Source organism: Colwellia sp. MB02u-10, from assembly GCF_014077185.1.
Taxonomy (GTDB): Bacteria; Pseudomonadota; Gammaproteobacteria; order Enterobacterales; family Alteromonadaceae; genus Cognaticolwellia.
Window position 1 is genome coordinate 320,712 of sequence record NZ_JACGVK010000104.1, and the last position, 13,831, is coordinate 334,542.

The window sequence follows — 13,831 nt, forward strand, 5'->3', positions numbered from 1 at the left end:
TATTAAATTTGAACAATAAATTTTATAAATCAAATAAATATTCAAAACGTAAACCAACTTTACGAGGAGTTACCACATAATGACCATAATAACGCTGAATACTAGGATCATTATTAACGGTAATATCTGCAAATGTGCGTCTCACCGAAGCATAGGCATATTTATCAAACATGTTGTCTACATATAAGGTAACTTTCCAGTTATCTTTGCTGAAAATCGCTGACATATTGCTTAATGCATAGCCCGGAAGCGCTTCACCCATATTTAACAAACCGACCTGAGAATAAACATCACTTTGATAAGTTAGGCCGTAATTAACATCTAAACCAATATCATCAGTAATTTCTGTCATGTAGGTTAAACCAAGCGAGAATTGATGTTCTGGCGTACCAGGTAATCTTGCACCATCCAATGCCTTATTACCAAGGCCATCATCTAACAGCGGCGCATCAGCTGAAAGTTCTGATGAGGTATAAGCATAGGTAGCAAAACCTGTTAACTGATCGGTTATGAGTGCTCTAGTTGAGATTTCTAACCCGCGCGCGTCTGCTGCTGCAGCATTAACCGTGACATCAACACCACCAGTTTCTGCGAAAGTACCAACCTGTGCATCAGACCAATCAACCATGAAAACAGCGGCATTAAAATGAAATTGATTACTTAACCAAGTACTCTTAAAACCAAGTTCATAGTTAGTTATTGCATCAGGCTTATAAGACATTTCATCTGGTGTCCCACAGATATTTTGGTATACCTCGTCATCATTAAGACAAGCCGGAACACCGTTTGAGCCACCCAAGCGATAGCCCTCGCTGACGGTAGCGTATAGCATAACATCATCATTGAATTTATAATCAGCATTAAACTTGAAGATATTACCACTATCGCTGGAGGTGCTACTTTGTAAGTCGACAAAAATGTCGTCAGGGCCAGCACCGAAAAACAACGTATTGAGTAATGGTAAATCAGTGCCAATGGCTGAGGTAACTTTATAATCATAAAAACGTGCACCAAATGTTAATGATAACTGCTCAGTGGCTTGATAATTTACTTCACCAAAAATGGCTTTTTCGATAATTTCCTCTTCTCTTTGTTGAATATATTCTAAATTATCAGGTCTTGCTTGATCCCCTCCCCAATATTCAACAGCATATTCACCAAAACCTGGGGTAAATTCTTTACCTTCGTTGGTTTTTTCTTGTTTATTGTAGAAAGCACCCACGACCCAAGAGAGATCAGATTCACTTGTTGATACTAGGCGAAGTTCTTCGGTAAAGACTTTTTTGCTATCTATGTCACGGGTAAACGCCGTAAATGCTGGAAATTCTTCGTAGCTATAATCTAAGCTAATTAATAAATCGGTTTGATCACGTTGACCATCTGAATCAGATTTTGAATAACCCGTTGCTGAAACCAATTCAGCAAAGCCCAAATCAGCACTGATTTCTAAACTGATTAACGAGGTTTCATTAGTCATTGGCTCTTCAACACGATAAGCCGACTCATAGTCACCAATAATATTAGACAATGGATTATCATCACTTAAACTATTTCCATGAGCAATCGAACGTCCACCAATGTCTTGTTTTTGATAAAAATAAGACAGCGTGGTGTCTATATCGTCATTAGGAGTCCAACGAAACATAATACGCGCCGTTGTGGTTTGTTCGTCATTAACATCTTTTTTACGCTTTATGTTACTGTTGACTTCATCGGCATCAGACCAATTTGGATCGGTTATCGAAACACCGGGTTCACCAACCAAATAATTGTAATCAATAAATCCTGGGTCATTTAAATAGTTAAACGCGATGCGCACACCGAATTTATCATTAATAATAGGGGTGTTAAAAACGAAACCGCCTTCTGAGCCAGTATCGTCACTTTGTGCTAAAGAAGATACCTGACCATAAATGCTACCTGAGGTCTCATCTAATACTGGCTTATTCGGTAAGTATCTGATTGCACCACCTAAAGTGCCAGCACCATACAATGTGCCTTGTGGACCAATTAATACTTCAACACGTTCAACATCAAGTATTTTCATATCAACACTTAAAGGTATTTCACCTATATAGGTGGCAACTGTGCCGCCATCGGTATCAGGACCTGATGCATTGGTATTTAAACCACGTACAATAATAGGAGAGCCTGTTCGACCACCTTGGTCAGGAACGGTTAATCCTGGTACCCAGCGAGCAACATCTGATAATTGTGTGATGTTTTGATCTTTCATCGTATCACCATCAAGTGCCGTGATATTCATCGGCGCTTCTTGGATGCTTGATTTACGTCGACTAGCCGTAACGGCAATAACTTCAATACCTTTGGCTTTAGTCTGGGCTTCGGTGGGTATATCTTTTGCAAAACTTAACGTAGAAACACCAAAAGATGACGTAATAGCTATGCATATAACCGACTTTGCAAAAACATGAGTAACTTTATTGTTCATAATTTCTTCCTAGTATAATGGTAGGTGTAAATATAGTTATTATTTTATATTGGAAATTGCTGGTCTATAGGGTGTATCTAAACCGACATAGGCAGGCCCAAAAGCCTGTAAGCCTCTCGAGGTAGTAAATTCTTTTGCTGCTGGAAGAATGATGACAGCAACATTCATACCCAGCGTATAATGGGGGTTTGATATTGGCTCGCCTTTATCAAGGTCAATACAACAAATAAGGTCTGGAATAGTTACGTCAACTTCACCATTGAGTCGTGACATCATGTTTTCGTTTTTTACGCTAATATGATAAGTATTTCCTTGATGTCCATCACCTCCCGCAATATGAATATTACCTAAAGTGAAACCTTCTGTAGTTTCAAAGTTAAAGTCACTTACAGTACCGGTAAAAGCAACATAACCTCCGCCATGTTCAGCAATGACTTCAGCTAAATCAGTGTTCTTTTCTTTGGCTATTCTAAAGGCTTTACCAATTGTTAATGCTTTAGAAATGGTGCCTTCAATCACTGCCCCCTTCAAAACTTCGACAGGTAGAGCATGATCAATAGCTGAAATATTATTCCTACTCACCTTTGATAAGGCGCGAACAACCGTTTCAGATCTCATATCATCAATAATGTTTTCACAAATAAAACACTCACCAAATTCATTGGCGGCTACAATCGGTGCGGCTGGCAGGTCATTAAAATAATAAGTAGAGTGGGTTATTTCTGGAACAGCTCTACCCGCGGGATCGGCATCAATAATATAACTATCGGTCATCGCTGCTAGGTAAAATGAAATAGCGGTATTTGCCCCTCCTAACTCACAACAAATAGTGCCATAATAGTTTTGTCCACTATACGCTTTCAGGCGTTTAAAGGCCGTCATCATTGGCAGCTCATTACTTTTTTTCAAGTAACTATATTTTTTTTCTTCTTCAGCTGATAATGGCGAAATGGCGCCTAAAAGGTAGGGGGTGCAAAGATTTTCACCAGCGGGCACATCATCAATGCTAATAAGTTTGAATTCCTTGCCCGCGTCTAGTGCTTCATCTATATACTGAAAACCTTCTTTAATATCACCACCTCCACCTGTACCTAAAATGGCACAGCCATATAAAATATCGGAAAGATCTTCACGGTTAAGTTTTTTCATATTTGCCCTTATTTATTGATATCCAAATGAACATATTGTGTTCTACTTAAATTATAAAAGACGGGGGCAAATTAATATTTTTTAAAAAGCATCTCAACAAAGGAAATTATTTCTAAAAAATGTAATTCTCAAAAAATATTCATTGTTCAATGTTTAAGAACTGATTGTATCTTGTAGAAAAATGGCAACAGAGGTAGCCTTTGTTGCAATGCCTTTAGCCTATAAAGATGAATGATATGATGAGAGTAGATGACAAATTTGACGGTGGAAATATCGAGCTTATTGATATTTCAAAAGAAAAAGCATGTTTAAATATAAAAAAAGATTCAAAGTCAGATGAAAAACAATGGTTTTATTTTCGAGCTTCCGGCATAAAAAATATACGCTGTAATTTTGAGATAGCGAATGCAAGCACCGTTTCTTATCCTGAAGCTTGGCCGACATGCTCTATCGTTGCATCCTATGATAGAAAAAAATGGTTTAGAGTACCAACGTTCTATAATGGTAAAACTTTAACTTTTAATCTTCAGGCCGAAAATGACATTGCCTATTTTGCCTTATTTGAACCCTACTCATACGAAAGGCACCTTGATTTAATTTCATGGTCATTAACTCAAGATAACTGCGCTTTATTAAGCTATTGTGAAACCCTTGAGCACAATCAAATTGAGTTATTGCAAATAGGTACCCGCTCAAACGATAAAAAAAACATTTGGATTATTGCAAGGCAGCACCCTGCTGAAACAATGGCAGAATGGTTTATTGAAGGCTTGCTGAAAAAAATATTAAGTGGCACTAGTCTACAAAATAAAGCCTTATTAGATGCCGCTACTTTCTACATATTGCCAAATATGAACCCTGATGGTGCTATTGCAGGTAATCTGAGAACCAACGGAGCAGGCATAGATCTTAATCGCTCTTGGTTAAACCCTAATAAACTTACAGCGCCTGAATCACACTTTGTATTCGAACAGATGAAATCAATAGGGGTTGATTTATTTTTAGATATTCACGGTGATGAAGATATACCTTACGCCTTTATTGCTGGTAGTGAAGGTAATCCTAGTTACACCAAAGAACTTGCTTTACTTGATACATTTTTCCGAGCCCAATTTAACAAGGCAACCCCTGACTTCTGCGTTGAAAACGGCTATAAAGCCAATTTGCCCGGGGCTGGAGATTTACGTATTGCTTGTAATCAAGTAGGTGAATATTTCAATTGTTTGTCTTTAACTATCGAGATGCCATTCACGGATAATAAATATCAACCGAATAAAATTGAAGGTTGGAATGCTCAAAGGAGTATGGCTTTAGGTGCAGCTGTTCTTACACCGATTAGAAATATTTTGCCCAAGTTAACAAAAACGAAAAATATTATTGGTACTCAAATAAATTAGCAGCAAAATATTTATAGCGTTTTTGTGATGATTGACATCAAATACCTATTGAATTTTAAGCATTATAAATAAAGTCTTAGGGCTTAAGTGTTTTAGAATTTATATTGCTCCGCACATATATCAGGGATAAGCATATTTTGAATGAAAGTAATGACTATAGTGAACTAAAAATCAGCGACAGTGAGCTCGTATCTTGGCCCAGAATTGCATCAATATCAGCCATGATTAGCTTTTCTTTACCTACGTTTATAACGGGGCTGGAAATTCAGCAGGCACTTACCGTTCATGATGCTCTGCTTGCCTTATTAATAGGCTCTTTTTTACTGATTTTTATTGGCGGAATAATGGGCACTATTGGCATAAAAAGTAGACTAAGCTCGTATTTATTAGTCAGAATTGCTTTTGGTAATACCGGAGCCGCCATTGTGAATATTGCTTTCGCCATATCATTACTCGGTTGGTTTGGCGTTAATATTGATTTATTTTCAGATGCCGTTTTGAGGTTATTAAACGCGCAATTTAATATCATAATACCAGAATGGCCCATTGAGGTTTTCGCTGGTATTTGCATGATAACAACAACATTATATGGTTTTAAAGCGATTAATATTATATCAACACTGCTTATTCCTGTATTAGTTTTAGTGACTATTAAAATGTTTGTTGGCTCACTTGAAGAAATGAGTATAGTGCAATATTGGGTATTGGAGAAAACATCAACATTAAGTTTAAGTGAAGGCGTTGCGTCAATTGTAGGTGTGATTATTATTGGTGCCATCATACTCCCTGATATAGCAAGATTTTCGAAACAAAAATCAGGAGGATTTCAAATTGCTTTTTGGTCTTATGGCGCTGCCCAACTGCTGGTGCTGTTTGTTACCGGTTTTTCAGCGAGCGCATCTGGCATCACAGATGTACTGGATTTGATGTTAAGTTTAAATTTAGGTTTGTTGGCTTTTGTTATTATTATTACCGGCTGTTGGGTATTAAATTCTCTTAATTTATACAGCACTACCTTGAGCATAACCGCCACATTTCCAAAACTTAATCAAAAAATAGTAACAATGGTTTTAGGATTTATTGGTGTGTTAGCGGCATTCATGAATATATTGGATAATTTTCTAAGCTTTTTATCTTTCTTATCGACTATATTTGTTCCTGTAGCCGGTGTCATTATCGTTGATTTTATCTTTATTAAAGGTCACGCTTATAACTTAGAGACCCTTGCTAATAATCGCCAGTTTTCTATACCCGCATTTATTGCTTGGATCATGGGTGCACTCATTTCTGTGCTAAATGGCCGTTACGATTGGCTTAATCTAACCGGTATCTCTGTTTTAGATGCGATTTTTATCACAGGTCTAGTTTACGTGATATTAGTAAAAGCTTCTAAAAAATCATCTGTATCTTCTAAGCGATCCACATCAAATGAAAGCAATAAAATTTAGCATTATTAGATAGTCCTTTAGAACTAAAATAGGCTATACAAGCAAACTAGACTTGTGAATTATAGCCATGATAAATGAATATATTTTTCAATTTTTTGCCGCGTTCTAACTCTCTAAGAGTAAGTATTAACCGCTTATATGCGGCGTCTGGCATTACCCTAAAATTTCTGCCTAGATGTAGGAGCTTTAGGTTAATGCCAGAGTGATTAACAAAAATAACCATTAACTAGCATCAATGTCCTGCCTCTGAACTATTAGGTTTTGTTCGCTGGCCAAATAATTTCAACTACTGCTCAATAAACCCAATGCGATTAAGTTTTTGATCCTGTAGTGCTGAGGAAGAAGGTATCAGGATAAGATGCTCGACTGAGCAATAACTAGCTTATGTAATTCAGAGTACGGGTTTTACTAAGTACTCACATGGTCTATTTTAACCAACACAAGTGGGTAATACTTTAATAGCATTGGTATGTCTACTCTTGCTCATCAATAATGATTTCATCATGCCATTTCAGATTATCTAACGGAAAACCTAAGAAGTACTTAGGTCGATCTAAGATGATCTTTGGTGTTATTCTTTTAATTGAAAGACTTTCATTTGAGCTTAAGGTCTCACAAACTTCATTAAGTTTTTGAGTATCCGTAAAGCAGCAAAACGACAAGTAATCCGTTTCGCCACTTAATTTCATACAGTCCATTATTTCAGGAATTTTTATTACGGCTTTTTCAAATTCCCGCCTCACCTTTGCACTATTATCATGAAGTGTAAATTCTAAGTATGCTAATACATGTTCGCAAATAAGCTCTACATTAATATCCGCATGAAAGGTTCTAAAGTAGCCTGACTCTTTCAACATTCTCACTCGTTGAAAGCACGCGCTAACAGAAAGATTTACTCTTTCAGCTAATTCAGCATTTGTTAGATCAGCTTCACGGTGTAATATAGTCAATATTTTCTTGTTGTATCTGTCCATTTTTATGGTTTTTTTCATTATTTAAGCAACTCTTCTTGAACAAATATATTTGAAATGGCTTTTTTATAAACACTATTTAACTTGGAATTTTGGAAGCAGCATTTTAAAATGCACTTTATATCAATTAAATAAAAATATCTAATACAACCATCTTAATTGACGGGACACCAAGAGATTTTTAGGTGCATAACAGCGAAAAAATTGATAAAGCTTATCGGCTAAAATATTGATTAAAAGAGCAAGAAATATAGTTCCCCCCTCTTAACCTGATTTTTCTAATGGTTAACACAGAGGTATTAGATATCATAAATAACTTCAAAAATTATTTAGGCAAAGTTTTTTTGTGTGAAAGTGGTTAATATCTTCAAAAATGAGAATTGTAGTGGTCAATTAATTTTGGCCACCGATTTGTATTCGAGCCAGTATCTTTTTTTCTGATTCATTTGATGTGAGTCCGCTGTTGTAGCTGTGGGGGTCTAACCTGACTGTAATATCCAATAATGTAGTTAACAACAATATTATGTGAGTTCTTTTTAAAAATGGCGACTAAACCGCTATCATTTAAACGAAATCCCATGAAATACATGCCATCATCTGAATTTTTGCAAGTATAGAACACAAGGGATTTTTTACTTGTAGTTTGTTCTAGCCTCACAATCTATTGATAAAATTAATTTGTCTGGAAGTATTTTTACAATAAGTTCTTTTTCAGCCTGTGTTGAGGAGTGAGGAGTGAAAACTAATAAGTAGTAATAAAATGCCAAAAATTTTTATAGAAGCATCCTTTGTATTTACAACGCCCTATAACAAAAACTAAAAAACGGCCTTGAATCAATTTATGATTGAATTCGAAGACCGTTTAAAGCACTTTATTTAAAACTGGCAGTTACACAAAATTTGTCACAGGCTAGCTCAATTTTTTAAATAATTTAGACTGTAAATCGTGTTGTCTTGGTTTCTAATTGTTTTACAGCACCTTGCATTTGTGATGTTGACTCAAGCATTTCGTTTGCCCCATTAGAGGTTTCGCTTGATATATCACGAATATTTACCACACGTTGATTCACATCTTCTGCTACTCGTGATTGCTCTTCAGTGGCGACCGCTATTTGGGCTGTCATCTGAGAAATAGATGCAACAGATTCAGTTATTTGATTTAATACGTCGTCGGCTTTTGATACTTCTTCAACACTACTTCTGGCCTTGTCTCGGCCTAATTGCATTTTTTCTACCGCTTGTGTAGCGCTATGTTGTAATCGCTCAATTATCACACGAATCTCAGCAGTTGATGTCTGTGTTCTTTGCGCCAGTGTTCTCACTTCATCAGCAACTACAGCAAACCCTCGACCTTGTTCACCGGCTCTTGCAGCTTCAATCGCTGCATTTAACGCAAGTAAGTTAGTTTGCTCTGCTATCCCACGAATAACCTCTAAAACAGTTTCAACACTTTTACTTTCACTTTCAACCGCTTCAATCGCTGTTGCCGATTCTTCAACTTGAATAGCTAAATCTTGAATAGAACTTGCGACATTATTAACAACCAAGTTACCTCGTTGAACATGATCATTTGACTCTTTCGTGAGGGAGTCGGCAGTAACCGCACTTGATGCTACTTCTTGCACTGTTGCGGCCATTTCATTTATGGCCGTTGCAACTTGATCTACTTCATCTAACTGTTGACCTGCTCCTTGTCGTGTTTGTGCAGCAACCGCTGCGACACGTTCTGACGCAATGCCCATCAGATCAACCGAACTTAAAATACTGTTAATTAATATTGAAAATTCTTTCGCCATTTTATTTAAATGACCCGCTAAAAATTGTATTTCATTAGACGTATCTTCAAAATCTTCCGAGCCTTTTACGGTAACACGCGTTCTGAGATCTCCTTGTCCCAATAGTTTCAAACTTTGAGCAATGGCATTTAAGGGTTTCAACCAATTCTTTAACGAAAGATAAACTAGTGCCAAAATAACCAACGCACTCAAAATGGTCATTGCAATTAAATTATTACGCAGTGAAACACTTTCCTTAATAAATTCATCGGTATAACTTCCTGCAGCAATAACCCAGTCCCAACCATTAACATGCTTATAGGCAACTAATTTATCTTGGGCCTGTCCTTGGGCATTATTCCATTGGTAATGCATAACACCTGAATCACCATCAAGTAATTTTTTAAAAACTTTTTTGCCTGACGCATCTTCCATTGTGACAAGGTTTCTTCCTTCAATGGAAGGATGAATAACTAGAGTGCCCTGCTTAGGGCCTTTTTTAGCTGAAATTGCATACAAATAACCCGTATCACCAAACTTAATTTTAGCTAATTTTTCCTTAAATGTTGCTAGCGATGCCGTATAGTTAAAACCAACATACATAATTCCTATAACCGCACCGTTAACATCTTTAAAAGGAATATATTTAGTCATGTAGTTACGACCAAATAAAAAGGCAGATCCTTTATAGGTGTTGCCTTGCATTAAAGTGGAATAACCAGGATGACTTTTACCTAGCAAGGTACCAAAAGCCCTATCATTGTTTTCTTTACGTAAAGAAGTAGAAACACGAATAAAGTCATCATTGTATTTCATAAATATAGTCGCACTTCCCCCAGTCATTTTAGTGAATTCATCGGGTAATGAAAAATTGCCGTTAATTGCTTTATCGCCATGCATTAATGTCGGCACATCAAAGTTACCTACTCGGCTAATATTAGCCATATCAATGCTCAGATCACTTGAAAACATATTAAAGAAAATATCACCTAACTGACTGGTCCTTTGTTCTAACGTCTCATGAAAAAATTCAAAATTTCCTGATATCGACTTTAATTCACGATTCAGTTGCTGTTCAACGCCTTTAATTGCGCCTCTACTGGTGTCATAAGAAACATAAAGCGTTAATAGTGAAAAAACTGTCAATGTAATAATAAAAATAATCGTTGTTAATTGATAAACAATAGATAACTTATTAAAGTTTTTAAGCATAAAAAAGGTCTCATATTAAATAGTAAAAATTAAAGCTCTATATAAACAATATGTAATGTCTGTTTTTACGTTAGTGAACTTTGCCAGGTCTAAAAAAACTGGCCATAGAACTTAAGGTGATTTAACCGATTCTTGGTAAGTAATCAGCTTTAAGCTAGTAGTAAAAAATTATGATTTTAATATTGTTGAATAACTTGTTGAATAGATCGTTGAATAACTCGTTGAATGTATTGTGCTTAAAAACAGCTTTATGGCTTTCCTACTAGCCATTTCCCTCAAGAACCCGATCTATTATATATAAACCGACAAAATATAGTCAAAACACTTAACTGGGACTTAACAATAAAACCAAAAGTTAATATGATCACAGCTATAATTAAAGATACACATTTAATGATTCAACCCATAATCTAACTGAGTGAAATCGAAATACTAACATCTATTTCAGAATATAATCAAGTACATGAATCAACAGATAAAGCCGTTCAAACATCAGGCTGGTAACACCACTTTTTTTTATAACAACTAAGTAGTTAAATTAACTTTAAAGCTATTTAGTTGTTGCGTTCTACGTAAGATAACACACTGATCGTCCGCTATAATTAATAGTCACATTATCAAAAAATCAGTCGTGGTTTAATAGTTTTAGCATTTATCAAATAATATTATTTAAATTATGAAGCTAAGCGGGATCAAAAAATCTTTAAAATCGATCAAAAATAATTTTAAAGCATACATAGTAGTCACTAGTGAAGATTATTCTTAACTTAGATGCCGCACCATGAAAAGCCATTTTAGTAAAATCTTTGATAGCTATGAGTGAGAGATGCATCCAATGCTCAACTTCAGTGGCGTTGATCATAAACAAATATCTCCTAATAGCTACCGTGTTAAATTCACCTTAGCTTTATCGCTATTTTTTAAATGTTCTAAAATCAAAAAATTTGCTTATGCCTGCTGATTTTGCCATTTTTTAAAGCTTACTTTTTTATGCCAAAATTACATTTACTGTCCCAACAGTCAGTTTCAATACCTAACAAGCTTGCTCTGACTTATTTACAATAGTTAAATTAACGCTTAAACTCTTGAACTCTTAAATTTATAAAAATAATTAAAAAAGAATAATTAAAAAAACGTTTAAGTCACACTAATCCTAGCTCTTAATTTTTAAAAGGTTCATCATGCAGCAATCATTCATGAATGCGTTTTATAAAAACTTTCTTGGCAATTCGCCAGAATGGTACAAAATCGCAATAATTACATTTTTAGTAATCAACCCATTATTATTTTTCGTTGTCGACCCCTACATTGCCGGTTGGGCATTGGTTGTTGAGTTTATATTTACTCTAGCAATGGCACTAAAATGTTACCCGTTACAACCCGGTGGTTTACTCGCTATTGAAGCAGTTGCCATAGGTATGACAAGTCCAAATCAAGTCATGCATGAGATGATTTTAAACTTTGAAGTGATTTTATTATTAATATTTATGGTTGCCGGCATTTACTTTATGAAAGGCTTGTTACTATTTTTATTCACTAAAATAGTCACTAAAGTTCGTTCCAAAGTGATGGTGTCTTTACTGTTTTGTTTCTCTGGGGCCTTCTTGTCGGCCTTCTTAGATGCGCTTACCGTAATTGCCGTAATTATAAGTGTCGCTATTGGTTTTTACTCGGTTTATCACAAGGTTGCTTCGGGTAAAGATATTAAAGTTGACCACGATCATACCAGTGACCATGAATTAGCTGAATACTCACGTACTGATTTAGAGCAGTTTCGCGGCTACTTACGTAATTTAATGATGCATGCTGGTGTGGGTACAGCTTTAGGTGGTGTATGTACCATAGTTGGTGAGCCACAAAACTTAGTTATTGGTCAACAAGCCGGCTGGGAGTTCCTTGAGTTTGCTATTCGTATGTCACCAGTAACTATTCCAGTGTTTTTTGCTGGCATGATAACCTGTGTACTTTTAGAAAAAGTAAAATGGTTTGGTTACGGCGTTGCTTTACCAGAAAATGTTTACAATGTTTTGAACGACTATGATATTGCAGAAAGTAAAAAACGTAATAAGCTTGATAATGCCAAACTTATTATTCAAGGTGCGATTGCCGTTTGGTTAATTGTTGGTCTGGCATTACATTTAGCACCCGTTGGTATGATTGGCTTATCTGTCATCATTCTAGCCACTGCATTTACGGGTATTACTGAAGAGCATCAAATTGGCCATGCCTTTGAAGAAGCCTTGCCTTTTACTGCTCTATTAGCTGTGTTCTTCGCGATAGTTGCTGTTATTGTCGATCAGGGCTTATTTACGCCGGTTATCACTTGGGTGTTAACCTTTGAAGGTAACATGCAGCTTGTTATGTTCTATCTGGCAAATGGCTTACTTTCTATGGTAAGTGATAATGTATTCGTTGGTACGGTTTACATTACAGAGATTCAAAAAGCACTAATGGCTGGCCAAATTACCCGCGACCAGTTTGATTTATTAGCGGTGGCAATTAACACAGGTACAAACTTACCCAGTGTGGCAACACCGAATGGTCAAGCAGCGTTCTTATTCTTATTAACCTCAGCACTAGCACCATTAATTCGTTTATCTTATGGTCGTATGGTTATTATGGCGTTCCCTTATACGATAGTGTTAACGCTTGTTGGTTTACTGGCTATCTCAACGGGACAGTTAACCAAATACACCCAGTATTTTTATGACGAAAATATTATTCAGCATCACAGTGCAAAGCCTGAAACTAGTGCCCCTGGTGGTCACTAATAAGTTTTGCTCAAGTTATAAGCTGATATAAAATTTAACAAAAGCGCCCTTGTGGCGCTTTTTTATTATTGTTAGCATATGTAGCAATATTACTTAAATAATTAATCATGGGCGACATGTTGTGAATTTCTTAAGCCAATTATCTTTAAATCAACGAGCTTGGCAATTGCTCGCTGTTAGTGCCTTATGTTTTGAATTAATCGCACTCTACTTTCAATATGTGATGGGGCTTGAACCCTGCATTATGTGCATTTATCAGCGCACCGCCATCTGGGGGATATTTTTAGCTGGTGTCGTTGGGGCTTTAGGTTGTCAATTTGTATTAATACGTATTGCCGCTTATGGTTTATGGGCTACTGGGGCTATTTGGGGGTTCATCATTGCTTTAGAACATGTCGACATGCAATCATCAACTATGTCGTTTTTATTTAGTTGTGAGTTTATACCAAACTTCCCAACTTGGGCGCCACTACATCAATGGTTACCGGCCTTGTTTGAAGCGACAGGCGACTGCGGTGATATTAACTGGCAATTCTTAGGCTTTACCATGCCACAAGTCATGCTAGTTATATTTGGTGTTTATAGTGCTGCGTTTGCTATTATTTTATTAGCACGTTTGCAAAAAGAGAAAATGTTTTAACCGTTTTTTATCAAAC

General features: G+C 36.2%; 8 protein-coding genes. 4 read left to right on the forward strand and 4 right to left on the reverse strand.

Annotation, left to right across the window (positions count from 1 at the left end; all coding sequences use genetic code 11):
- Positions 1 to 22: 22 nt before the first annotated feature.
- Positions 23 to 2,452 carry a TonB-dependent receptor gene (locus H4J59_RS05460; RefSeq protein ID WP_182237470.1) on the reverse strand — a complete coding sequence of 810 codons (2,430 nt, stop codon included), beginning with the start codon at positions 2,450 to 2,452 and terminating at the stop codon, positions 23 to 25.
- Between the two features lie 39 nt (positions 2,453 to 2,491).
- Positions 2,492 to 3,601 carry a DUF917 domain-containing protein gene (locus H4J59_RS05465; RefSeq protein WP_182237472.1) on the reverse strand — a complete coding sequence of 370 codons (1,110 nt, stop codon included), beginning with the start codon at positions 3,599 to 3,601 and terminating at the stop codon, positions 2,492 to 2,494.
- A 236-nt stretch (positions 3,602 to 3,837) separates the two neighbouring features.
- On the opposite strand from H4J59_RS05465, the gene H4J59_RS05470 reads away from it, so the two are divergent.
- Together H4J59_RS05470 and H4J59_RS05475 are read left to right on the forward strand one after the other, a co-directional pair.
- Positions 3,838 to 4,998, forward strand: a complete 1,161-nt coding sequence (locus H4J59_RS05470; protein ID WP_182237474.1) for a carboxypeptidase family protein — start codon at positions 3,838 to 3,840, stop codon at positions 4,996 to 4,998.
- A gap of 137 nt (positions 4,999 to 5,135) precedes the next feature.
- The gene (locus tag H4J59_RS05475; RefSeq protein ID WP_259369394.1) at positions 5,136 to 6,446 is read left to right on the forward strand and encodes a cytosine permease; all 1,311 of its coding nucleotides are present in this window, start codon (positions 5,136 to 5,138) and stop codon (positions 6,444 to 6,446) included.
- Between the two features lie 473 nt (positions 6,447 to 6,919).
- Here the strand turns inward: H4J59_RS05475 and H4J59_RS05480 are convergent, their stop codons facing one another.
- Together H4J59_RS05480 and H4J59_RS05485 are read right to left on the reverse strand one after the other, a co-directional pair.
- The gene (locus H4J59_RS05480; protein ID WP_182237476.1) at positions 6,920 to 7,438 is read right to left on the reverse strand and encodes an Lrp/AsnC family transcriptional regulator; all 519 of its coding nucleotides are present in this window, start codon (positions 7,436 to 7,438) and stop codon (positions 6,920 to 6,922) included.
- 911 nt (positions 7,439 to 8,349) lie between these two features.
- A complete protein-coding gene (locus tag H4J59_RS05485) occupies positions 8,350 to 10,404 on the reverse strand; it encodes a methyl-accepting chemotaxis protein (RefSeq protein WP_182237478.1) in 2,055 nt (684 codons plus the stop codon).
- Positions 10,405 to 11,585: 1,181 nt separating this feature from the next.
- On the opposite strand from H4J59_RS05485, the gene nhaB reads away from it, so the two are divergent.
- Positions 11,586 to 13,175, forward strand: coding sequence for a sodium/proton antiporter NhaB (nhaB, locus tag H4J59_RS05490; RefSeq protein WP_182237480.1), 1,590 nt, complete (start codon positions 11,586 to 11,588; stop codon positions 13,173 to 13,175).
- A 121-nt stretch (positions 13,176 to 13,296) separates the two neighbouring features.
- Positions 13,297 to 13,815, forward strand: coding sequence for a disulfide bond formation protein DsbB (dsbB, locus tag H4J59_RS05495; protein ID WP_182182987.1), 519 nt, complete (start codon positions 13,297 to 13,299; stop codon positions 13,813 to 13,815).
- Positions 13,816 to 13,831: the final 16 nt, after the last annotated feature.